The sequence below is a fragment of the Bacillus sp. GbtcB10 genome, from assembly GCF_019091365.1.
GTDB lineage: Bacteria > Bacillota > Bacilli > Bacillales > Bacillaceae > Bacillus > Bacillus altitudinis.
The window spans coordinates 13065-34260 of sequence record NZ_JAGXJP010000007.1 but is presented as its reverse complement, the minus strand read 5'-3'; the positions used below and the strand labels follow the sequence as shown (position 1 = coordinate 34260).

General features: G+C 42.0%; 36 protein-coding genes. All 36 read left to right on the top strand.

The window, feature by feature from the left end:
• The first annotated feature begins 90 nt into the window (after positions 1 to 90).
• The 36 genes from KVT11_RS18655 to rplQ all read left to right on the top strand — a co-directional run bounded on the left by KVT11_RS18655 (position 91) and on the right by rplQ (position 21131).
• Positions 91 to 339 carry a 50S ribosomal protein L7ae-like protein gene (locus tag KVT11_RS18655; protein ID WP_008345416.1) on the top strand — a complete coding sequence of 83 codons (249 nt, stop codon included), beginning with the start codon at positions 91 to 93 and terminating at the stop codon, positions 337 to 339.
• 113 nt (positions 340 to 452) lie between these two features.
• Entirely contained in the window at positions 453 to 872 is a 420-nt protein-coding gene (gene rpsL, locus KVT11_RS18650; RefSeq protein WP_003216962.1) for a 30S ribosomal protein S12, read from the top strand.
• Between the two features lie 121 nt (positions 873 to 993).
• The gene (gene rpsG, locus KVT11_RS18645; protein ID WP_003216884.1) at positions 994 to 1464 is read left to right on the top strand and encodes a 30S ribosomal protein S7; all 471 of its coding nucleotides are present in this window, start codon (positions 994 to 996) and stop codon (positions 1462 to 1464) included.
• Positions 1465 to 1518: 54 nt separating this feature from the next.
• Entirely contained in the window at positions 1519 to 3597 is a 2079-nt protein-coding gene (fusA, locus tag KVT11_RS18640; protein WP_007496301.1) for an elongation factor G, read from the top strand.
• A gap of 117 nt (positions 3598 to 3714) precedes the next feature.
• Positions 3715 to 4905, top strand: a complete 1191-nt coding sequence (tuf, locus tag KVT11_RS18635; protein ID WP_007496302.1) for an elongation factor Tu — start codon at positions 3715 to 3717, stop codon at positions 4903 to 4905.
• A 108-nt stretch (positions 4906 to 5013) separates the two neighbouring features.
• A complete protein-coding gene (locus tag KVT11_RS18630; RefSeq protein WP_116307699.1) occupies positions 5014 to 5973 on the top strand; it encodes an alpha/beta fold hydrolase in 960 nt (319 codons plus the stop codon).
• Positions 5974 to 6191: 218 nt separating this feature from the next.
• Positions 6192 to 6500, top strand: a complete 309-nt coding sequence (gene rpsJ / locus KVT11_RS18625) for a 30S ribosomal protein S10 (RefSeq protein WP_003156464.1) — start codon at positions 6192 to 6194, stop codon at positions 6498 to 6500.
• 37 nt (positions 6501 to 6537) lie between these two features.
• Complete coding sequence (gene rplC / locus KVT11_RS18620; protein ID WP_007496311.1) at positions 6538 to 7167, top strand: 50S ribosomal protein L3; 630 nt, start codon at positions 6538 to 6540, stop codon at positions 7165 to 7167.
• A 27-nt stretch (positions 7168 to 7194) separates the two neighbouring features.
• Positions 7195 to 7818, top strand: a complete 624-nt coding sequence (gene rplD, locus KVT11_RS18615; protein ID WP_007496312.1) for a 50S ribosomal protein L4 — start codon at positions 7195 to 7197, stop codon at positions 7816 to 7818.
• A complete protein-coding gene (rplW, locus tag KVT11_RS18610) occupies positions 7818 to 8105 on the top strand; it encodes a 50S ribosomal protein L23 (protein ID WP_003217016.1) in 288 nt (95 codons plus the stop codon). Before rplD ends, rplW begins: the two co-directional genes overlap by 1 nt.
• 28 nt (positions 8106 to 8133) lie before the next feature.
• Positions 8134 to 8967 carry a 50S ribosomal protein L2 gene (gene rplB / locus KVT11_RS18605; RefSeq protein WP_007496314.1) on the top strand — a complete coding sequence of 278 codons (834 nt, stop codon included), beginning with the start codon at positions 8134 to 8136 and terminating at the stop codon, positions 8965 to 8967.
• 57 nt (positions 8968 to 9024) lie between these two features.
• Positions 9025 to 9303: a 30S ribosomal protein S19 gene (gene rpsS / locus KVT11_RS18600; protein WP_003216920.1), complete on the top strand. Its 279-nt coding sequence runs from the start codon at positions 9025 to 9027 to the stop codon at positions 9301 to 9303.
• A 17-nt stretch (positions 9304 to 9320) separates the two neighbouring features.
• Positions 9321 to 9662, top strand: a complete 342-nt coding sequence (gene rplV / locus KVT11_RS18595; RefSeq protein ID WP_007496316.1) for a 50S ribosomal protein L22 — start codon at positions 9321 to 9323, stop codon at positions 9660 to 9662.
• 3 nt (positions 9663 to 9665) lie between these two features.
• Positions 9666 to 10322 carry a 30S ribosomal protein S3 gene (gene rpsC, locus KVT11_RS18590; RefSeq protein WP_003217241.1) on the top strand — a complete coding sequence of 219 codons (657 nt, stop codon included), beginning with the start codon at positions 9666 to 9668 and terminating at the stop codon, positions 10320 to 10322.
• A 1-nt stretch (position 10323) separates the two neighbouring features.
• Positions 10324 to 10758 carry a 50S ribosomal protein L16 gene (gene rplP / locus KVT11_RS18585; protein ID WP_003225801.1) on the top strand — a complete coding sequence of 145 codons (435 nt, stop codon included), beginning with the start codon at positions 10324 to 10326 and terminating at the stop codon, positions 10756 to 10758.
• Positions 10748 to 10948, top strand: coding sequence for a 50S ribosomal protein L29 (gene rpmC, locus KVT11_RS18580; RefSeq protein ID WP_003217155.1), 201 nt, complete (start codon positions 10748 to 10750; stop codon positions 10946 to 10948). Before rplP ends, rpmC begins: the two co-directional genes overlap by 11 nt.
• Before the next feature lie 25 nt (positions 10949 to 10973).
• Positions 10974 to 11237: a 30S ribosomal protein S17 gene (gene rpsQ / locus KVT11_RS18575; protein ID WP_003216906.1), complete on the top strand. Its 264-nt coding sequence runs from the start codon at positions 10974 to 10976 to the stop codon at positions 11235 to 11237.
• 39 nt (positions 11238 to 11276) lie between these two features.
• The gene (gene rplN, locus KVT11_RS18570) at positions 11277 to 11645 is read left to right on the top strand and encodes a 50S ribosomal protein L14 (protein ID WP_003216882.1); all 369 of its coding nucleotides are present in this window, start codon (positions 11277 to 11279) and stop codon (positions 11643 to 11645) included.
• Between the two features lie 35 nt (positions 11646 to 11680).
• Entirely contained in the window at positions 11681 to 11992 is a 312-nt protein-coding gene (gene rplX / locus KVT11_RS18565; protein ID WP_007496325.1) for a 50S ribosomal protein L24, read from the top strand.
• A 25-nt stretch (positions 11993 to 12017) separates the two neighbouring features.
• The gene (rplE, locus tag KVT11_RS18560) at positions 12018 to 12557 is read left to right on the top strand and encodes a 50S ribosomal protein L5 (protein WP_003217159.1); all 540 of its coding nucleotides are present in this window, start codon (positions 12018 to 12020) and stop codon (positions 12555 to 12557) included.
• 22 nt (positions 12558 to 12579) lie between these two features.
• The gene (gene rpsN / locus KVT11_RS18555) at positions 12580 to 12765 is read left to right on the top strand and encodes a 30S ribosomal protein S14 (RefSeq protein ID WP_008356542.1); all 186 of its coding nucleotides are present in this window, start codon (positions 12580 to 12582) and stop codon (positions 12763 to 12765) included.
• Positions 12766 to 12796: 31 nt separating this feature from the next.
• Complete coding sequence (gene rpsH / locus KVT11_RS18550) at positions 12797 to 13195, top strand: 30S ribosomal protein S8 (protein WP_007496327.1); 399 nt, start codon at positions 12797 to 12799, stop codon at positions 13193 to 13195.
• Positions 13196 to 13226: 31 nt separating this feature from the next.
• Positions 13227 to 13763 (top strand): 50S ribosomal protein L6, encoded by a 537-nt coding sequence (gene rplF, locus KVT11_RS18545; RefSeq protein ID WP_008345395.1) that lies wholly within the window; start codon positions 13227 to 13229, stop codon positions 13761 to 13763.
• Between the two features lie 32 nt (positions 13764 to 13795).
• Positions 13796 to 14158 carry a 50S ribosomal protein L18 gene (gene rplR, locus KVT11_RS18540; protein WP_003216951.1) on the top strand — a complete coding sequence of 121 codons (363 nt, stop codon included), beginning with the start codon at positions 13796 to 13798 and terminating at the stop codon, positions 14156 to 14158.
• A 24-nt stretch (positions 14159 to 14182) separates the two neighbouring features.
• Positions 14183 to 14683 carry a 30S ribosomal protein S5 gene (gene rpsE / locus KVT11_RS18535; RefSeq protein ID WP_007496332.1) on the top strand — a complete coding sequence of 167 codons (501 nt, stop codon included), beginning with the start codon at positions 14183 to 14185 and terminating at the stop codon, positions 14681 to 14683.
• A gap of 13 nt (positions 14684 to 14696) precedes the next feature.
• Complete coding sequence (gene rpmD / locus KVT11_RS18530) at positions 14697 to 14879, top strand: 50S ribosomal protein L30 (RefSeq protein WP_003217067.1); 183 nt, start codon at positions 14697 to 14699, stop codon at positions 14877 to 14879.
• A gap of 30 nt (positions 14880 to 14909) precedes the next feature.
• Positions 14910 to 15350: a 50S ribosomal protein L15 gene (rplO, locus tag KVT11_RS18525; protein WP_003216888.1), complete on the top strand. Its 441-nt coding sequence runs from the start codon at positions 14910 to 14912 to the stop codon at positions 15348 to 15350.
• Between the two features lies 1 nt (position 15351).
• The gene (gene secY / locus KVT11_RS18520; protein WP_007496334.1) at positions 15352 to 16644 is read left to right on the top strand and encodes a preprotein translocase subunit SecY; all 1293 of its coding nucleotides are present in this window, start codon (positions 15352 to 15354) and stop codon (positions 16642 to 16644) included.
• Between the two features lie 55 nt (positions 16645 to 16699).
• A complete protein-coding gene (locus KVT11_RS18515; RefSeq protein ID WP_007496336.1) occupies positions 16700 to 17353 on the top strand; it encodes an adenylate kinase in 654 nt (217 codons plus the stop codon).
• Positions 17350 to 18096, top strand: coding sequence for a type I methionyl aminopeptidase (gene map / locus KVT11_RS18510; RefSeq protein WP_007496338.1), 747 nt, complete (start codon positions 17350 to 17352; stop codon positions 18094 to 18096). Before KVT11_RS18515 ends, map begins: the two co-directional genes overlap by 4 nt.
• 310 nt (positions 18097 to 18406) lie before the next feature.
• The gene (infA, locus tag KVT11_RS18505; protein WP_003217190.1) at positions 18407 to 18625 is read left to right on the top strand and encodes a translation initiation factor IF-1; all 219 of its coding nucleotides are present in this window, start codon (positions 18407 to 18409) and stop codon (positions 18623 to 18625) included.
• Positions 18626 to 18656: 31 nt separating this feature from the next.
• Positions 18657 to 18770, top strand: a complete 114-nt coding sequence (gene rpmJ / locus KVT11_RS18500) for a 50S ribosomal protein L36 (protein ID WP_003156543.1) — start codon at positions 18657 to 18659, stop codon at positions 18768 to 18770.
• A 21-nt stretch (positions 18771 to 18791) separates the two neighbouring features.
• The gene (rpsM, locus tag KVT11_RS18495) at positions 18792 to 19157 is read left to right on the top strand and encodes a 30S ribosomal protein S13 (protein WP_003217023.1); all 366 of its coding nucleotides are present in this window, start codon (positions 18792 to 18794) and stop codon (positions 19155 to 19157) included.
• A 20-nt stretch (positions 19158 to 19177) separates the two neighbouring features.
• Positions 19178 to 19573, top strand: a complete 396-nt coding sequence (gene rpsK / locus KVT11_RS18490) for a 30S ribosomal protein S11 (RefSeq protein WP_003217231.1) — start codon at positions 19178 to 19180, stop codon at positions 19571 to 19573.
• 175 nt (positions 19574 to 19748) lie between these two features.
• Positions 19749 to 20693, top strand: coding sequence for a DNA-directed RNA polymerase subunit alpha (locus KVT11_RS18485; RefSeq protein WP_003217009.1), 945 nt, complete (start codon positions 19749 to 19751; stop codon positions 20691 to 20693).
• 75 nt (positions 20694 to 20768) lie between these two features.
• A complete protein-coding gene (gene rplQ / locus KVT11_RS18480; RefSeq protein WP_003216944.1) occupies positions 20769 to 21131 on the top strand; it encodes a 50S ribosomal protein L17 in 363 nt (120 codons plus the stop codon).
• The last annotated feature ends 65 nt before the right edge of the window (positions 21132 to 21196 follow it).

Sequence of the window (21196 nt, the reverse complement as noted above, 5' to 3'; positions counted from 1 at the left end):
AATCTGTCAAACGATATTGACATCCTTCTGCCATGATGATAATATAACCAAGGTGCTCAAAATAAAACCTGTTACTTTGGAGGATATTCGATGTCTTATGATAAAGTATCACAGGCTCAATCCATTATTATTGGTACGAAGCAAACAGTAAAAGCTCTGAAACGAGATTCAGTGAAGGAAATCGTCGTAGCGAAAGATGCTGATCCTGCTTTAACCGCTAGTGTAATGAAACTAGCGCAAGAGAAGGGTGTAGACATTTTAGTGGTAGATTCCATGAAAAAGCTCGGCAAGGCCTGCGGAATTGAAGTTGGGGCAGCAGCTGTTGCCATTATGTTATAGCGTACTTGTTTTGTTTTTGCATGCTTAAAATGCAAAAGCATTGTTTTTTGCCTTTTGATGAACCACCTGGGTATGTGGGTTATAAAAAAAGTAATGAAGGGAGGAATAACAACATGCCTACAATTAATCAGCTAATACGCAAAGGACGCGTGAGTAAAGTTGAAAACTCAAAGTCTCCTGCACTTAACAAAGGATACAACAGTTTCAAAAAAGAGCACACTAACGTAACATCTCCACAGAAGCGCGGGGTTTGTACTCGTGTCGGTACAATGACACCGAAAAAACCAAACTCAGCACTACGTAAATATGCTCGTGTACGTTTGTCTAACCTGATTGAGGTAACAGCTTACATTCCTGGTATCGGACATAACCTACAAGAGCACAGTGTAGTACTTATCCGTGGCGGACGTGTAAAAGACTTACCGGGTGTACGTTACCACATCGTTCGTGGTGCGCTTGATACTGCCGGAGTTGACGGTCGTATGCAAGGACGTTCTAAATACGGAACAAAACGCCCTAAACAAAGCAAATAATATAAACAAACATAAGGGTTTTTAGAAGTTGAGTTCAGTTCAGTGGAGTCAGGCAGCTGACAATGAAATTGAGATGAAAGACAGATAGAAATCCTTTTAAAAGAGAAGGGAGGCTATTCAGATGCCACGTAAAGGTCCTGTAGCAAAAAGAGACGTTTTGCCAGATCCAATTTACAATTCTAAACTTGTATCTCGTTTGATCAACAAAATGATGATCGACGGTAAAAGAGGAAAGTCACAAACTATTCTCTACAAGTCATTTGATATCATCAAAGAACGTACTGGTAATGAAGCGATGGAGGTTTTCGAACAAGCCTTGAAAAACATCATGCCAGTTCTTGAAGTTAAAGCACGTCGTGTAGGTGGAGCTAACTACCAAGTTCCTGTAGAAGTTCGCCCAGACCGTCGTACGACTTTAGGTCTTCGCTGGTTAGTAAACTACGCTCGTCTTCGTGGAGAAAAAACGATGGAAGAGCGTCTTGCTAACGAAATCCTTGACGCAGCTAACAACACTGGTGCTGCTGTTAAGAAACGTGAAGATACACACAAAATGGCAGAAGCGAACAAAGCATTCGCTCACTACCGCTGGTAGGATTTATACCAAACTAAAAAAACTATTCCCTAATAAGGAAGGAGAAATTACCCAATGGCAAGAGAGTTCTCCTTAGACAAAACTCGTAATATTGGTATCATGGCTCACATCGATGCCGGTAAAACGACAACGACTGAGCGTATCTTGTACTACACTGGTCGTATCCATAAAATTGGTGAAACTCACGAAGGAGCTTCACAAATGGACTGGATGGAGCAGGAGCAAGAACGTGGTATTACAATCACTTCTGCTGCTACTACAGCACAATGGAAAGGTTACCGTGTAAACATCATCGATACACCAGGACACGTAGACTTCACTGTTGAAGTTGAACGTTCTTTGCGTGTACTTGATGGTGCGGTTGCTGTTCTTGATGCACAATCAGGTGTAGAGCCTCAAACTGAAACAGTTTGGCGCCAAGCAACAACTTACGGAGTACCTCGTATCGTATTCGTTAACAAAATGGATAAAACCGGTGCGGACTTCCTTTACTCTGTAAGCACATTAAGAGATCGTCTTCAAGCGAACGCTCATGCAATTCAATTGCCGATCGGCGCTGAAGATCAATTCGAAGGAATCATCGACCTTGTAGAAAACGTAGCATACTTCTACGAAGATGACCTTGGAACTCGCTCTGATGCACAAGAAATCCCTGCTGAGTATAAAGACAAAGCTGAAGAGCTTCGCAGCAGCTTGATTGAAGCTGTCGCTGAGCTTGATGAAGAGCTTATGGAAAAATACCTTGAGGGTGAAGAAATCACAATTCCTGAATTGAAAGCTGCAATCCGTAAAGGAACTTTGAATGTTGAATTCTACCCAGTTCTTGTTGGATCTGCTTTCAAAAACAAAGGTGTTCAGCTTGTACTTGACGCTGTGCTTGACTACCTTCCTGCACCAACTGATGTTGCTGCAATCAAAGGTACATTGCCAGATACAAATGAAGAGGTTGTACGTGAGTCTACTGATGACGCACCATTCGCAGCTCTTGCATTTAAAGTTATGACTGACCCTTATGTTGGGAAACTAACTTTCTTCCGCGTATACTCTGGAACACTTGATTCTGGTTCTTACGTGAAGAACTCTTCTAAGAACAAGCGTGAGCGTGTTGGACGTATCCTTCAAATGCACGCAAACAGCCGTGAAGAAATCTCTACTGTATATGCAGGGGATATCGCAGCAGCTGTTGGTCTTAAAGATACATCTACTGGTGATACTCTTTGTGACGAGAAAAATCTTGTTATCCTTGAGTCTATGGAATTCCCAGAGCCAGTTATCGATGTAGCAATCGAGCCTAAATCTAAGGCTGACCAAGATAAAATGGGTATCGCTTTAGCTAAACTAGCTGAAGAGGATCCAACATTCCGTACACAAACAAACACTGAAACTGGTCAAACGATCATCTCTGGTATGGGTGAGCTTCACCTTGATATCATTGTTGACCGTATGAAGCGTGAGTTCAAGGTTGAAGCTAACGTAGGAGCTCCTCAAGTTGCGTACCGTGAAACATTCCGTTCTAGTGCAAAAGTTGAAGGTAAATTCGTACGTCAGTCTGGTGGACGCGGTCAGTTCGGACACGTTTGGATCGAATTCGAACCAAACGAAGAAGGCGCAGGCTTCGAATTCACAAATGCAATCGTCGGTGGGGTTGTTCCACGTGAATACATTCCAGCAATTCAAGCAGGTCTTGAAGATTCACTAGAAAATGGTGTATTAGCTGGATTCCCATTAATCGACATCAAAGCAAAATTATTCGATGGATCTTACCACGATGTTGACTCTAACGAAATGGCGTTTAAAATTGCTGCATCTATGGCATTGAAAAATGCTGTCAGCAAATGTAACCCAGTTCTACTTGAGCCAATGATGAAAGTAGAAGTCGTTATCCCAGAAGAATACATGGGAGACATCATGGGTGATATCACATCTCGTCGTGGACGTGTAGAAGGTATGGAAGCTCGCGGTAACGCTCAAGTTGTTCGCGCTATGGTTCCACTTTCTGAAATGTTCGGATATGCAACTGCACTCCGTTCTAACACACAAGGACGCGGTACTTTCACTATGCACATGGATCACTACGAAGAAGTGCCTAAGAGCATCAGTGAAGAAATCATCAAAAAAAATAAAGGTGAATAATTGATTTTGCCTTTAAACTAAAGTATAACTACTATTGAAGATCAGAAAGTGGGAGGTAACTCTTCACTTTCTATCACTCATACCAAATACAATGAACCTTTAAGGAGGATTTTTAGAATGGCTAAAGAAAAATTCGACCGTTCCAAATCGCATGCTAACATTGGTACAATTGGACACGTTGACCATGGTAAAACAACTCTAACTGCTGCTATCTCAACAGTTCTTCATAAGAAATCTGGTAAAGGTACAGCTATGGCTTATGACCAAATCGATGGTGCTCCAGAAGAGCGCGAGCGTGGAATCACAATCTCAACTGCACACGTTGAGTATGAAACTGAAACTCGTCACTATGCACACGTAGACTGCCCAGGACACGCTGACTATGTTAAAAACATGATCACTGGTGCTGCTCAAATGGACGGCGCGATCTTAGTAGTATCTGCTGCTGATGGTCCAATGCCACAAACACGTGAGCACATCCTACTTTCTCGTAACGTAGGTGTTCCTTACATCGTAGTATTCCTTAACAAATGTGACATGGTTGACGATGAAGAGTTACTTGAACTTGTTGAAATGGAAGTTCGTGACCTTCTTTCTGACTATGACTTCCCTGGTGACGATGTACCAGTTATCAAAGGTTCTGCTCTTAAAGCTCTTGAAGGTGATGCTGATTACGAAGCAAAAATCTTCGAACTTATGGATGCGGTTGATGAGTACATCCCAACTCCAGAGCGTGACACTGAGAAGCCATTCATGATGCCAGTTGAGGACGTATTCTCAATCACTGGTCGTGGAACAGTTGCTACTGGTCGTGTTGAGCGTGGACAAGTTAAAGTCGGTGACGAAGTTGAAATCATCGGTCTTCAAGAAGAAAACGGTAAAACAACTGTTACAGGTGTTGAAATGTTCCGTAAACTTCTTGACTATGCTGAAGCTGGTGACAACATCGGTGCACTACTTCGTGGTGTATCTCGTGAAGATATCCAACGTGGTCAAGTACTTGCTAAACCAGGTACAATCACTCCACATAGCCGTTTCAAAGCTGAAGTTTATGTACTTTCTAAAGAAGAGGGTGGACGTCATACTCCATTCTTCACTAACTACCGTCCGCAGTTCTACTTCCGTACAACTGACGTAACTGGTATCGTACATCTTCCAGAAGGTACTGAAATGGTAATGCCTGGCGATAACACTGAGATGGAAGTTGAACTTATCTCTACTATCGCTATCGAAGAAGGAACTCGTTTCTCTATCCGTGAGGGTGGACGTACTGTAGGTTCTGGTGTCGTTTCTACTATCATTAAGTAATAACTGTTAAAAGAGACTCCTTGCAAAAGGGTCTCTTTTTTTGCTTTTCCAGTGCATAACGGCTACTATAAGCTATAGAATCTAAATGGAACCGAGAGGATCACTGGAATGGCGAAGACAATGTTGAAAAAATGGCTGATTGGCGGGCTTGATCAATGGATTATGATAAAAGAAGATCAAGCGGAAAAAACAAAACCTGTTTTATTATTTTTACACGGTGGCCCAGGCTCAGCTCAAATGAGTTATATCGATTCCTTTCATAAGGAACTTGATCAAGACTTCACTGTTGTCCATTGGGACCAGCGTGGTGCAGGACTGTCTTATCAAAAAAACATTCCTGAGTCTTCTATGACCATTGGGCAATTCGTAGAGGATACGATTGAGCTTACAGAAAAACTACTTTCCTATACTGATCAAGCGAAAATATACATTGCAGGTTATTCATGGGGATCATTAATCGCCATACAAGCTGTACATAAACGCCCAGATTTGTATCATGCCTATTATGGAATTAGTCAGGTGGTTGATGTATTAAAAGAGGATATTGTATCGTACGAACTTCTTCTAAAAAAATATCAAGGCAAGCATTTCTTCACTCGATGTCTAAGATTGCTGACACCACCCCCTTGGAAACGCACCTCTGCTCATGCTTTGTTCTCACTATATAAAGAGTTCGCAAAAGTAGGGCTCACGCATAGGTGGAAGCCCATTTTTCAAATGCTGTATGCATTTCTCGTTAGTAAGCATTATCAGCTAAAAGATAAGTGGAAATTCCTTATGGGACAGAAGTATAGCCAAGATATGCTGTGGGATGAGCTGATGAACGAAAGCATTCAATACCGAGTTTCTTCTATATTAATACCTTGCTACTTTATCATTGGGGAACATGACATGATTACACCAGCTGCTGTATCAAAACCATATGTTGATCAACTTACAGCACCAATAAAAGAGTGGTTTACTTTTAAAAAATCTGCGCATTCTCCGCATATTGAAGAGCCAGAAGAATTTATTCGTATCGTCAGGAAGACAGCTACACATCATCTTCAGGGAAAGCTTGATTTATAGGCTGAACCCCTGTATAATATGAAAAGTGTGCAAATCATAAATTTATCCGATTTATTATTGCAACACGCAGGCCAATTTGGTACAATAGTGCATGTTGGTCTTTGACTGCGATGAAGTGAGAGGTTGCTGACACACCCGGCCGCTTTGCCATGGCAAGGTGATCAGGTTTTTCTCACGGAGAACTGTCTAACGTAAGTAGGCGAAAAGGAGGGAAAATAATGGCAAAACAAAAAATTCGTATTCGTTTAAAAGCATATGATCATAGAATTCTTGATCAATCTGCTGAGAAGATTGTTGAAACGGCTAAGCGTTCTGGTGCTAGTGTATCTGGTCCAATTCCGCTTCCAACTGAAAAATCAGTTTACACAATCCTTCGTGCGGTGCATAAGTACAAAGATTCTCGTGAGCAATTCGAGATGCGTACTCACAAACGTCTAATCGACATCGTGAATCCAACTCCGCAAACAGTTGATGCACTTATGCGTTTAGATTTACCATCCGGTGTAGATATCGAAATCAAACTTTAATTCAAATAGAAAACACATATTATAGGAGGTGTGACGAATGACCAAAGGAATCTTAGGTAGAAAAATTGGTATGACGCAAGTATTCGCAGAAAACGGTGATCTTATCCCTGTAACTGTTGTTGAGGCTGCTGCTAACGTTGTTCTTCAGAAGAAGACTACTGACACGGATGGCTATGAAGCAATCCAAATCGGTTTTGACGACAAACGTGAGAAGCTTTCTAACAAACCAGAGAAAGGCCACGTTGCTAAAGCGGAAACTGCTCCTAAGCGCTTCGTAAAAGAATTACGCGGTGTGGAGTTAGATGCGTATGAAGTTGGTCAGGAAGTCAAAGTTGATATTTTCGCAAATGGAGATATCGTAGATGTAACAGGAACATCAAAAGGTAAAGGATTCCAAGGGGCTATCAAACGCCACGGACAATCACGCGGACCAATGACTCACGGTTCACGTTACCACCGTCGTCCTGGTTCAATGGGACCTGTTGATCCAAACCGAGTATTCAAAGGTAAACTTCTTCCAGGACGTATGGGCGGAGAGCAAATCACTGTCCAAAATCTTGAGATCGTTAAAGTTGATGCAGAACGCAATCTTCTTTTGATCAAAGGTAACGTACCAGGAGCTAAAAAATCTCTAGTAACTGTAAAGAGTGCAGTTAAAACTAAATAACTCTCTTAGGAAAGGAGGAAACAAGTCATGCCAAAAGTAGCATTATTTAACCAAAACGGTTCTACTAACGGTGAAATCGAATTAAACGCTTCTGTGTTTGGAATTGAGCCAAACGAAAGCGTAGTATTCGATGCTATTCTTATGCAAAGAGCTTCCTTACGTCAAGGAACTCACAAAGTAAAAACTCGTTCTGAAGTACGTGGCGGAGGTCGTAAACCTTGGAGACAGAAGGGTACAGGTCGTGCTCGTCAAGGTTCTATCCGTTCACCACAATGGCGCGGAGGCGGTATCGTATTCGGTCCAACACCACGCAGCTATTCTTATAAATTACCTAAAAAAGTTCGCCGCTTGGCTATCAAGTCAGTATTGTCTTCTAAAGTAATCGACAACAACATCATCGTTCTTGAAGATCTTACTCTTGATGCAGTGAAAACGAAAGAATTCGCAGGCATCCTTAAAGGGTTATCTGTTGAGAAGAAAGCGTTGATCGTCACTGCGGATGCAAACGAAACAGTTGCTTTATCTGCTCGTAACATCCCTGGAGTAACAGTTGTTGAAGCTAACGGTATCAACGTTCTTGACGTTGTCAACCACGACAAACTTCTGATCACTAAAGCAGCGGTTGAAAAAGTAGAGGAGGGACTTGCATAATGAAAGATCCTCGTGATGTTCTAAAGCGCCCTATCATTACTGAACGTTCTGCTGATCTAATGACAGAGAAGAAGTATACGTTCGAAGTTGATGTCAGAGCTAACAAGACAGAAGTGAAAGACGCTGTTGAAGAAATCTTTGGAGTGAAAGTTGAGAAAGTCAACGTTCAAAACTACAAAGGTAAATCAAAACGCGTTGGACGCTACACTGGTATGACTAGCCGTCGCAGAAAAGCGATCGTGAAATTAACTGCTGACAGCAAAGAAATCGAAATTTTTGAAGCGTAAATCTTAAAAAGAAGGAGGGAAATTCAAAATGGCGATTAAAAAGTATAAACCAACCAGTAATGGTCGTCGTGGCATGACTACTTCAGATTTTGCTGAAATCACGACTGACAAACCAGAAAAATCGTTGCTTGCACCGCTTCACAGAAAAGGCGGACGTAACAACCAAGGTAGATTGACTGTTCGTCATCAAGGTGGCGGTCACAAACGTCAATACCGTATCATCGACTTTAAGCGTGATAAAGACGGTATACCTGGACGCGTTGCTACAATCGAGTATGATCCAAACCGTTCAGCGAACATCGCTCTTGTAAACTATGCAGATGGTGAGAAACGTTACATTCTTGCTCCGAAAGGAATCCAAGTTGGTACTGAAGTTACTTCTGGACCAGAAGCTGACATCAAACCAGGTAATGCTCTTCCACTTATCAACATCCCAGTTGGTACAGTTGTGCATAACATTGAATTAAAACCAGGTAAAGGTGGACAATTAGTTCGTTCTGCTGGTACTTCTGCTCAAGTTCTAGGTAAAGAAGGTAAATACGTTCTTGTACGTTTGAACTCTGGTGAAGTACGCATGATCCTTTCTGCTTGCCGTGCGACTATCGGTCAAGTTGGAAACGAACAACACGAACTAATCAACATCGGTAAAGCTGGACGTTCTCGCTGGAAAGGCGTACGCCCAACAGTTCGTGGTTCTGTAATGAACCCTAACGATCACCCACACGGCGGTGGTGAAGGACGCGCTCCAATCGGACGTAAATCACCAATGTCTCCATGGGGTAAACCGACTCTTGGATTCAAGACTCGTAAGAAAACCAACAAGTCTGATAAATTCATTGTACGTCGTCGTAAAAACAAGTAACGGGGTTGTCTACGGTTCATTTAGGACCGTAGTTCAATCACGAAGGGAGGTTCCACAATGGCTCGCAGCTTAAAAAAAGGACCATTTGTTGATGATCATTTGATGGCTAAAGTCGAGAAATTGAATGAAACTGACAAAAAGCAAGTCGTAAAAACTTGGTCTCGTCGTTCTACAATTTTCCCACAATTCATCGGTCACACAATCGCTGTCTATGACGGACGCAAACATGTACCTGTTTTCATTTCTGAAGATATGGTAGGTCACAAATTGGGCGAATTCGCACCAAGCCGTACTTACAAAGGTCATGCTAGTGACGATAAAAAAACAAGACGCTAATGAGAGGAGGCTTTTAAATGCAAGCTAAAGCTGTCGCAAGAACAGTCCGTATTGCTCCTCGTAAAGCACGTCTAGTAATGGACCTGATCCGAGGTAAGCAAGTAGGAGAAGCAGTTTCTATCTTAAACCTTACACCTAAGGCTGCTTCACCAATTATTGAAAAAGTATTAAAATCTGCTATCGCAAATGCTGAGCACAACTACGAGTTGGACGCTAACAGCCTAGTGATTACTCAAGCATTCGTTGACGAAGGTCCAACACTTAAGAGATTCCGTCCACGTGCTATGGGTCGTGCGAGCGCAATTAACAAACGTACTAGCCACATTACAATCGTTGTATCAGAAAAGAAGGAGGGATAATCCGTGGGTCAAAAGGTAAATCCAGTAGGTCTTCGTATTGGCGTCATTCGTGATTGGGAATCTAAATGGTTCGCAGGAAAAGATTACGCTGACTTCTTACATGAAGACTTGAAAATCCGTGAATTCATCAGCAAGCGTTTGTCTGACGCGTCTGTTTCTAAAGTAGAAATCGAACGTGCTGCAAACCGCGTAAATATCACAATCCACACGGCTAAACCAGGTATGGTAATTGGTAAAGGCGGATCTGAAGTTGAAGCACTTCGTAAAGCTCTTAACAGCCTAACTGGCAAACGTGTACACATCAACATTCTTGAAATCAAGAGAGCAGATCTTGATGCTCAGCTAGTTGCTGAAAACATCGCTCGTCAACTTGAAAATCGTATTTCATTCCGTCGTGCACAAAAACAAACAATCCAACGCACAATGCGTGCTGGAGCACAAGGAATCAAAACAATGGTTTCTGGTCGTCTTGGCGGTGCAGATATTGCTCGTTCTGAATATTACAGTGAAGGTACTGTTCCATTGCACACACTTCGTGCTGACATCGACTATGCTACTGCTGAAGCTGATACTACTTATGGTAAGCTTGGCGTAAAAGTATGGATCTATCGTGGAGAAGTCCTTCCAACTAAGAAGAATACTGCGGAAGGAGGAAAATAATATGTTATTGCCAAAACGCGTGAAGTATCGCAGAGAACATCGTGGAAAAATGCGTGGTCGTGCAAAAGGCGGTACTGAAGTACATTTCGGTGAGTTCGGTATCCAAGCTCTTGAAGCTTCTTGGATCACTAACCGTCAAATCGAAGCTGCTCGTATTGCTATGACTCGTTACATGAAACGTGGCGGTAAAGTTTGGATCAAAATTTTCCCTTCTAAGCCATACACAGCTAAACCTCTAGAGGTCCGCATGGGTTCCGGTAAAGGTGCTCCAGAAGGCTGGGTAGCTGTAGTAAAACCGGGCAAAGTTTTATTTGAAATTTCTGGTGTGTCTGAAGAAGTTGCTCGTGAAGCTCTTCGTCTTGCATCTCACAAATTGCCAATTAAAACGAAGTTCGTAAAACGTGAAGAAATTGGTGGTGAATCAAATGAAAGCTAATGAAATTCGTGACCTTACCACTGCTGAAATTGAACAAAAAGTAAAGTCTCTTAAAGAAGAACTTTTCAATCTTCGTTTCCAATTAGCGACTGGGCAGCTTGAAAACACTGCTCGCATTCGTGAAGTGCGTAAATCAATCGCACGCATGAAAACTGTGATTCGTCAAAGAGAAATCGCTGCTAATAAATAATAATTAGAGGGGAGGCCCCGCAAACATGAGCGAACGTAACCAACGTAAAGTGTATCAAGGTCGTGTTGTTTCTGACAAAATGGATAAAACCATCACTGTTGTAGTTGAAACATACAAAAAGCATTCACTTTATGGCAAACGTGTAAGATACTCTAAAAAGTTCAAAGCACATGATGAAAACAACCAAGCAAAAATCGGAGACATCGTAAAGGTCATGGAAACTCGTCCATTATCTGCGACTAAACGCTTTCGTCTAGTTGAAGTTGTCGAAGAAGCTGTTATTATCTAATAAAGTTCGGATTTCTTTTTCCGAAGGGAGGTAACATTAATGATTCAACAGGAGACTCGTTTAAAAGTAGCTGACAACTCTGGCGCACGCGAAGTACTAACGATTAAAGTTCTTGGTGGCTCTGGACGTAAAACGGCTAACATCGGTGATGTCATTGTTTGTACGGTTAAACAAGCAACACCAGGAGGCGTTGTCAAAAAAGGTGAAGTTGTGAAAGCAGTTATCGTTCGTACTAAGAGCGGAGCTCGCAGAAACGATGGATCTTACATCAGTTTTGATGAAAATGCATGTGTCATCATCCGTGACGACAAGAGCCCACGTGGAACTCGTATCTTCGGACCAGTAGCACGTGAACTTCGTGAAAATAACTATATGAAAATTGTTTCTTTAGCACCAGAAGTACTTTAATGAATACAATCCGCGACTCAAGGAGGTGCGATTAAATGCATGTTAAAAAGGGCGATAAAGTAGTGGTTATCTCTGGTAAAGATAAAGGTAAACAAGGTGTCATCCTTGCTGCTTTCCCTAAAAAGGACCGTGTTTTAGTAGAAGGTATTAACCTTGTGAAAAAACACTCTAAACCAACCCAAGCTAACCCTCAAGGCGGAATTTCTGAACAAGAAGCGCCGATCCACGTATCAAACGTAATGCCGCTTGATCCTAAAACGGGTGAAGTGACACGTATTGGATATAAAGTTGAGGACGGAAAGAAAGTCCGTGTAGCGAAAAAATCTGGGCAAGTTCTAGATAAATAGTAAATAAGGAAGGGAGGTCTTTCTCATGAACCGCCTTAAAGAAAAGTATGTAAAAGAAATTACACCTGCATTAGTTTCTAAGTTTGAATACAAATCAGTAATGCAAGTGCCAAAAATCGAAAAAATCGTGATCAACATGGGTGTTGGTGACGCCGTTCAAAACGCTAAAGCAATCGATACTGCTGTTGAAGAATTAACGTTTATCGCTGGTCAAAAACCTGTCGTTACTCGTGCGAAGAAGTCTATTGCTGGATTCCGTCTACGTGAAGGAATGCCAATCGGTGCGAAAGTAACACTTCGCGGAGAGCGCATGTACGATTTCCTTGATAAACTTATTTCTGTATCTTTACCACGTGTACGTGACTTCCGCGGGATTTCTAAGAAATCTTTCGACGGTCGTGGAAACTACACGCTTGGTATTAAAGAACAGTTAATCTTCCCAGAAATTGATTACGATAAAGTAACAAAAGTCCGCGGTATGGATATCGTTATCGTTACGACTGCCAACACGGACGAAGAAGCACGTGAGTTATTAACTCAAGTAGGTATGCCGTTCCAGAAATAATCAATGAAAGGGAGGCGAAATCGTGGCTAAAAAGTCTATGATTGCGAAACAACAACGCAAACAAAAGTTTAAAGTTCAAGAGTATACGCGCTGCGAACGTTGTGGACGTCCACATTCAGTAATTCGCAAGTTTAAACTTTGCCGTATTTGTTTCCGCGAACTTGCATATAAAGGACAAATTCCTGGCGTTAAAAAAGCCAGCTGGTAATCCCCATAAATGGGAAGGAGGTTATTAAATAATGGTTATGACAGATCCGATTGCAGATTTGCTGACTCGTATTCGCAATGCGAACATGGTACGTCATGAGAAGCTAGAAGTACCGGCTTCAAAAATCAAAAGAGAAATTGCTGAAATCTTAAAGCGTGAAGGTTTTATCCGTGACGTTGAGTACGTCGAAGACAGCAAACAAGGAATTATCCGTTTGTTCCTTAAATACGGCCAAAACAACGAACGTGTTATCACTGGTCTTAAAAGAATCAGTAAACCTGGTTTACGCGTATATGCGAAATCAAATGAAGTACCACGTGTACTTAACGGACTTGGAATCGCAATTATTTCTACATCACAAGGTGTTTTATCGGACAAAGAAGCCCGTGCTAAACAAGCTGGTGGAGAAGTACTTGCTTACGTATGGTAAAAAAAGTTTAAGATGAATGGAGGTGCTTGGTATGTCTCGTATAGGTAAAAAGCTAATCGAGATCCCTTCAGGAGTAACTGTGACAAACAACGATAACACAGTGACAGTAAAGGGACCAAAAGGTGAACTAACTCGTGCATTTCACCCTGATATGGAAATTAAAATTGAGGACAACGTCTTAACTGTAAGCCGTCCGTCTGAAAATAAAGAACACCGTGCATTACATGGTACAACACGTAGCTTAATTGCAAACATGGTTGAAGGTGTATCTAAAGGTTTCGAAAGAGGTTTAGAACTAATCGGTGTCGGTTACCGTGCAGCTAAATCTGGAAACAAACTTGTTCTTAACGTTGGATACTCTCACCCAGTTGAAATCGTTCCTGAGGCTGGAGTTGAAGTAGAAGTTCCATCTCAAACGAAAGTAATCGTTAAAGGTATCGATAAAGAGCGTGTAGGAGCTCTAGCTTCTAACATCCGCGCTGTCCGTGCTCCAGAGCCTTACAAAGGTAAAGGAATTCGTTACGAAGGTGAATTCGTTCGCCGTAAAGAAGGAAAAACTGGTAAGTAAGATCGCTTAATGTGAAGAAAGGAGTGACTCGGATGATTACGAAAACTAGCAAAAACGCTACTCGTCTTAAAAGACACGCTCGTGTTCGTGCGAAACTTTCAGGTACTGCTGAAAGACCTCGCCTTAACGTTTTCCGTTCTAACAAGAACATCTACGCTCAAGTAATTGATGATGTTAACGGTGTAACACTTGTAAGTGCTTCTACTCTTGATAAAGAGTTAAAGATCGAGAATAGTTCTGACGCTGCAGCTGCTACTAAAGTTGGCGAACTTGTTGCAAAACGTGCTGTTGAAAAAGGCATCTCTAACGTGGTATTTGACCGCGGAGGATACTTATATCATGGACGTGTAAAAGCTCTAGCTGAAGCTGCTCGTGAGGCTGGACTTAAATTTTAATAAAAGAAGGAGGGACACATCCGAATGAGTCGTATTGACCCAAGCAAATTAGAGTTAGAAGAACGCTTAGTTACGGTTAACCGGGTAGCGAAAGTTGTTAAAGGTGGACGTCGTTTCCGTTTTGCAGCTTTAGTTGTTGTCGGTGACAAAAACGGTCATGTAGGATTCGGTACTGGTAAAGCACAAGAAGTACCAGAAGCGATCCGCAAAGCTGTTGAAGACGCGAAAAAGAATTTAATTGAAGTACCAATGGTTGGAACTACAATTCCACATGAAATCATCGGTCGATTCGGTGCAGGAAACGTTCTATTGAAGCCTGCTTCAGAAGGTACAGGAGTTATCGCTGGAGGCCCAGTGCGTGCGGTACTTGAGCTTGCTGGTCTAGCTGATATCCTTTCTAAATCTCTAGGTTCTAATACACCGATCAACATGATCCGCGCAACACTTCAAGGTTTAAGTGAACTTAAACGTGCTGAAGATGTAGCGAAGCTTCGTGGAAAATCTGTAGAAGACCTGTTAGGATAAGGAGGGAACAATAATGGCAAATAAATTAGAAATTACCCTCAAACGCAGTGTAATCGGTCGCCCGGAAGATCAGCGTGTCACTGTTCGTACTCTTGGTCTAAAGAAAACAAACCAAACAGTCGTACATGAAGACAATGCAGCGATCCGCGGCATGATTAACAAGGTGTCTCATTTAGTTTCTGTTAAAGAACAATAAAACATTTTTAATCGATAAGGAGGTGCCCAAATGAAACTTCATGAATTGAAGCCTTCAGAAGGTTCACGTAAAGTACGCAACCGTGTTGGTCGTGGTATTGGATCAGGTAACGGTAAAACTTCTGGTAAAGGTCATAAAGGTCAAAACGCTCGTTCTGGCGGCGGTGTACGCCCTGGATTCGAAGGTGGTCAAATGCCTTTATTCCAACGCCTTCCAAAACGTGGTTTTACAAACATCAACCGTAAAGATTACGCGGTAATCAACTTAGACAGATTAAACAGTTTTGACGAAGGAACGGAAGTCACTCCTGAACTTCTTCTAGAGACTGGTGCAATAAGCAAGTTAAAAGCAGGAGTAAAAATTCTTGGCAACGGTAAATTAGAAAAAAAATTAACTGTAAAAGCCAATAAATTCTCTGCTTCTGCTAAAGAAGCGATTGAAGCTGCTGGCGGTACAGCCGAGGTGATCTAACTTGTTTAAGACAATCTCCAATTTTATGCGTGTGAAAGATATACGGAATAAGATTATATTTACACTTTTAATGTTAGTCGTCTTTCGTATAGGTGCTTTCATCCCTGTGCCTAATGTGAACGCCGAAGTTCTCCAGGCACAGGATCAAATGAGTGTTTTCGGAATCCTCAACACGTTTGGGGGCGGGGCACTTTTCCAATTCTCCATTCTTGCAATGGGGATTATGCCGTATATCACTGCTTCGATCATCATCCAGCTCTTGCAGATGGATGTTGTACCGAAGTTTACTGAGTGGTCAAAGCAAGGAGAGGTTGGCCGCCGAAAATTAGCACAATTCACAAGGTATTTTACAATTGTTCTAGGATTTATCCAGGCGTTAGGAATGTCATATGGATTTAACAATATGGCAGGAGGCATGCTGATTGAAAACCCAGGTGTTTCAACGTATCTCTTAATTGCGGTCGTACTCACTGCGGGAACAGCATTTTTAATGTGGCTGGGAGAGCAGATTACTGCTCACGGTGTTGGTAACGGTATTTCGATTATTATCTTTGCCGGTATCATCGCAGGTATCCCTCAAACATTAAAGCAAGTGTACGCTCAGCAATTTGTAGGTGGAGATGGACAGCTGTTCATGCAAATCCTGAAAATTGCCCTTATTGTGATTGCTATTCTTGTCATTGTTATCGGTGTTATTTACATTCAAATGGCAGTGAGAAAGATTGCGATTCAGTATTCAAAAGGAACTGGCCGTGCACAAATGTCTGCTAGTCAAGCAACGCACCTTCCATTGAAAGTGAATCCAGCAGGGGTGATTCCAGTCATCTTTGCCGTTTCGTTCATTATTACTCCGCAGACGATCGCATCGTTCTTCGGAACAAATAATGTGACAACCTGGATAACTAACAACTTTGACTATACTAAGCCAATCGGTATGACGATTTATGTAGCACTGATTGTTGCTTTCACATATTTTTATGCCTTTGTCCAAGTAAACCCTGAACAAATGGCTGAAAATCTGCAAAAGCAGGGTGGCTATATCCCGGGAGTTCGTCCAGGGAAAATGACTCAAGATAGAATTACGAGCATTTTGTACCGACTCACGTTTGTGGGCGCCATTTTCTTAGCCGTGATTTCAATACTTCCTATCTTTTTCATTCAATTCGCTGGATTACCTTCCGCTGCACAAATTGGCGGCACAAGTCTTCTCATTGTTGTAGGTGTTGCACTTGAAACAATGAAACAGCTTGAAAGCCAATTAGTGAAACGAAACTACCGTGGATTTATGAAATAAAACAGAGGGCTGGGCTCCTGCCCAACCTCTCTAAGTAAGGAAGGGGAAATCCGAAATGAACTTAGTCTTAATGGGGCTTCCGGGTGCTGGTAAAGGCACTCAGGCAGAACGAATTGTTGATGATTATGGGATCCCTCATATCTCAACAGGAGATATGTTCCGTGCTGCTATGAAAGAGGAGACACAACTTGGGCTCGAAGCAAAATCCTTTATCGATAAAGGAGAGCTTGTTCCTGATGAGGTCACAATCGGTATTGTTAGAGAAAGACTTGGCAAGAATGATTGTGAACAAGGTTTTCTTCTGGACGGATTTCCGCGAACAGTCGCTCAGGCTGAAGCTTTAGAAGACATTCTAAAGGACCTTGGCAGAACGATTGATTATGTCATTAATATTAAAGTCGATAAAGATGCTTTGATGGAGCGTCTGACTGGCCGAAGAATTTGCAAAGATTGCGGAGCAACATATCATTTAGTATTCAATCCACCTGCTAAAGAAAATGTTTGTGACAAGTGTGGAGGCGAGCTTTATCAACGTGCAGATGATAATGCAGAAACCGTTTCGACAAGACTTGAAGTGAACTTAAAGCAGACTGAACCTTTACTGAACTTCTATTCAGAAAAAGGATATCTTGCAAACATTGATGGTGCGAAGCACATTAACGATGTTTACGCTGATATCAAGGACCTGCTTGGGGGATTAAATAAATGATTATCTGTAAAACTCCTCGCGAGCTTGAGATTATGAGAGAAGCTGGACGCATTGTCGCACTGACTCATGAAGAGCTGAAGAAACACATAAAACCAGGTATTTCGACAAAAGAATTGGATCAAATTGCCGAACGTTTTATTACAAAGCAGGGTGCAATCCCATCTTTTAAAGGGTATAATGGTTTTCGCGGGAGCATTTGCGTTTCGGTGAATGAAGAACTCGTTCACGGTATTCCTGGTAAACGGGTTTTACGTGATGGAGACATCATTAGTATCGATATCGGCGCAAAGTTAAATGGCTATCATGGTGACTCTGCTTGGACTTATCCAGTTGGGGTAATCAGTGATGAGGACCGCAAACTACTGGAAGTCACAGAGGAATCTCTATATAAGGGCTTACAGGAAGCAAAGCCAGGTGAACGTCTGTCAAACATTTCCCATGCCATACAAACGTATGTTGAAGGTGAGAATTTCTCAGTTGTTAGAGAATATGTTGGACATGGGGTCGGACAGGATCTTCATGAGGACCCTCAAATTCCTCATTATGGTCCGCCGAACAAAGGCCCACGGCTCAAACCTGGAATGGTGTTGGCCATCGAACCGATGGTGAACGCAGGCAGCCGATATGTGAAAACACTGGCTGATAACTGGACGGTTGTAACGGTTGATGGGAAAAAGTGTGCTCACTTTGAGCATACGATTGCGATTACAGATACAGGTTTTGATATACTGACTAAGATTTAGGTCTTCACTGAAGCCTTTCAGGCCCAAATCGGGCAGGTTGTCTGTATAGTCCAAGGAAAGAACAAGATCAGTATACAGTTGTCATCGGCGTGTTCGATGGCTGCCATGTACTAATCGCAGACGGAGAAAAGCGTAAATTCATTCTCCTAAGAAAAAATATCAATCATTTAACCTTTTATGATTGCGTATCTCCGGAAGTTCAGAACAGTATATTCAAAACAGGTCGGGTGATAGATGGACAATTGAGAACATCTCATTTGGACATTTATCAGAGAGCAAGTTACTGATTTGAAGAAGGGAGAACACTTGAATGGCGAAAGACGATGTAATTGAAGTGGAAGGTACTGTAGCAGAAACTTTGCCAAATGCAATGTTCAAAGTTGAACTAGAGAATGGTCATACAGTTTTGGCTCATGTATCAGGAAAAATCCGTATGCACTTCATTCGCATTTTACCTGGAGACAAAGTTACGGTAGAATTATCTCCATATGACTTAACTCGTGGTAGAATTACGTACCGTTACAAATAAAGCAACTCCGGAAGAAGGAGGTTGGAAACACATGAAAGTGAGACCATCTGTTAAACCTATCTGTGAAAAATGTAAAGTGATTCGCAGAAAAGGAAAAGTAATGGTGATCTGTGAAAACCCAAAACATAAACAAAAACAAGGCTAATAACAAGGAGGTGCCCAAATCATGGCTCGTATTGCTGGTGTAGATATTCCACGTGATAAGCGTGTTGTCATTTCTTTAACATATGTTTTTGGAATTGGTCGTACGACGGCTCAACAAGTCCTTAAAGAAGCAGGTGTTTCTGAAGACACTCGCGTTCGCGATCTAACTGAAGACGAACTAGGTAAAATCCGTGATATCATTGACAAACTTAAAGTAGAAGGTGACCTTCGTCGTGAAGTTTCACTTAACATTAAGCGTCTAATTGAAATCGGAAGCTACCGCGGAATCCGTCATCGTAGAGGACTTCCTGTTCGTGGACAAAACACAAAAAACAACGCGCGCACTCGTAAAGGTCCGCGTCGTACTGTAGCTAACAAGAAAAAATAAGTAAAGGAGGTAGTTAAAGAATGGCTGCTGCTCGTAAACAAAATACGCGTAAACGTCGCGTGAAAAAGAATATTGAAGCTGGAATCGCTCATATCCGTTCCACTTTCAACAACACGATTGTAACGATTACTGATGTTCATGGAAACGCAATTTCTTGGTCAAGTGCTGGTGCATTAGGATTCAGAGGTTCTCGTAAATCTACTCCTTTCGCTGCACAAATGGCTGCTGAAACTGCTGCTAAAGGTTCTATCGAACATGGTCTTAAAACACTTGAAGTAACTGTTAAAGGTCCTGGTTCTGGTCGTGAAGCTGCAATTCGTGCGCTTCAAGCTGCAGGTCTTGAAGTTACTGCAATCAGAGACGTAACTCCAGTTCCTCATAACGGATGCCGTCCACCAAAACGTCGCCGCGTGTAATTTGTTTGTATAGATTTTGTGTCCCTGTCAATAATGGGTTATGATACAGTTATTTATGAGACGAATACACGACTCGTTGCCTGAGCACATACGGGACTAAACAATGAGGAATTTCGGATGGAATCTCATATGATTCTATTCGAGGTTTCGACGTTTTGAAGGAGGGTTTTATTAGATGATCGAAATTGAAAAACCAAAAATCGAAACGGTTGAAATCAGCGACGATGCCAAGTATGGCAAGTTTGTCGTAGAGCCACTTGAGCGTGGATATGGTACCACTTTAGGGAACTCCCTTCGTCGTATCCTTTTATCCTCACTTCCTGGTGCAGCTGTAACATCGATCCAGATAGATGGTGTCTTACACGAATTCTCAACGATCGAAGGCGTGGTTGAAGATGTTACAACGATTATCTTAAACATTAAAAAGCTTGCACTCAAAATCTACTCTGAAGAAGAGAAGACGCTTGAAATTGATGTACAAGATGAAGGAACTGTAACAGCTGCTGATATTACACACGACAGCGATATTGAAATCTTAAATCCAGATCTTCACATCGCAACTCTTGGCAAAAATGCGAGCTTCCGTGTTCGTTTGACTGCACAAAGAGGTCGCGGGTATAATCCTGCTGATGCAAACAAAAGAGACGATCAGCCTATCGGCGTGATTCCGATCGACTCAATCTATACACCTGTATCTCGTGTAACTTATCAAGTGGAGAACACCCGTGTTGGGCAAATCACAAACTATGATAAATTAACACTAGATGTATGGACTGATGGAAGCACAGGACCGAAAGAAGCGATCGCTCTAGGTTCTAAGATTTTAACTGAACACCTAAATATTTTCGTTGGGTTAACTGACGAAGCTCAGCATGCAGAAATCATGGTTGAAAAAGAAGAAGACCAAAAAGAAAAAGTGCTTGAAATGACAATTGAAGAGCTTGATCTTTCTGTTCGTTCTTACAACTGTTTGAAGCGTGCGGGTATTAACACTGTTCAAGAGCTTGCTAACAAGACAGAAGAGGATATGATGAAAGTTCGTAACCTTGGACGTAAATCTCTTGAAGAAGTGAAAGCGAAACTAGAAGAACTTGGACTGGGTCTTCGTAAGGACGATTGACTAGTTTCATTGTGAACTAGGATTTTCGTGTGTTTTTTATTCATACAGCATCTCTAATTAAGGAGGGGACATCACATGGCATACAGAAAGCTAGGACGCACTAGTGCACAACGTAAAGCAATGCTTCGTGACCTAACGACTGATTTGATCATCAACGAACGCATCGAAACAACTGAAACACGTGCGAAAGAACTTCGCTCTGTAGTTGAAAAAATGATCACTCTTGGCAAACGCGGAGATCTTCATGCTCGCCGTCAAGCTGCAGCTTACATTCGTAACGAAGTAGCTAACGCTGAAACAAACCAAGATGCACTTCAAAAATTATTCGCTGACGTTGCAACTCGCTACGAAGATCGCCAAGGTGGATACACTCGTATCATGAAGCTTGGACCTCGTCGCGGCGATGGCGCACCAATGGCTGTCATTGAATTAGTTTAATCACATATCGTGTATCTAAGAAAGGGCGGGACAGTTCATAACTGGATCTATGCCCTTTTTTAGAT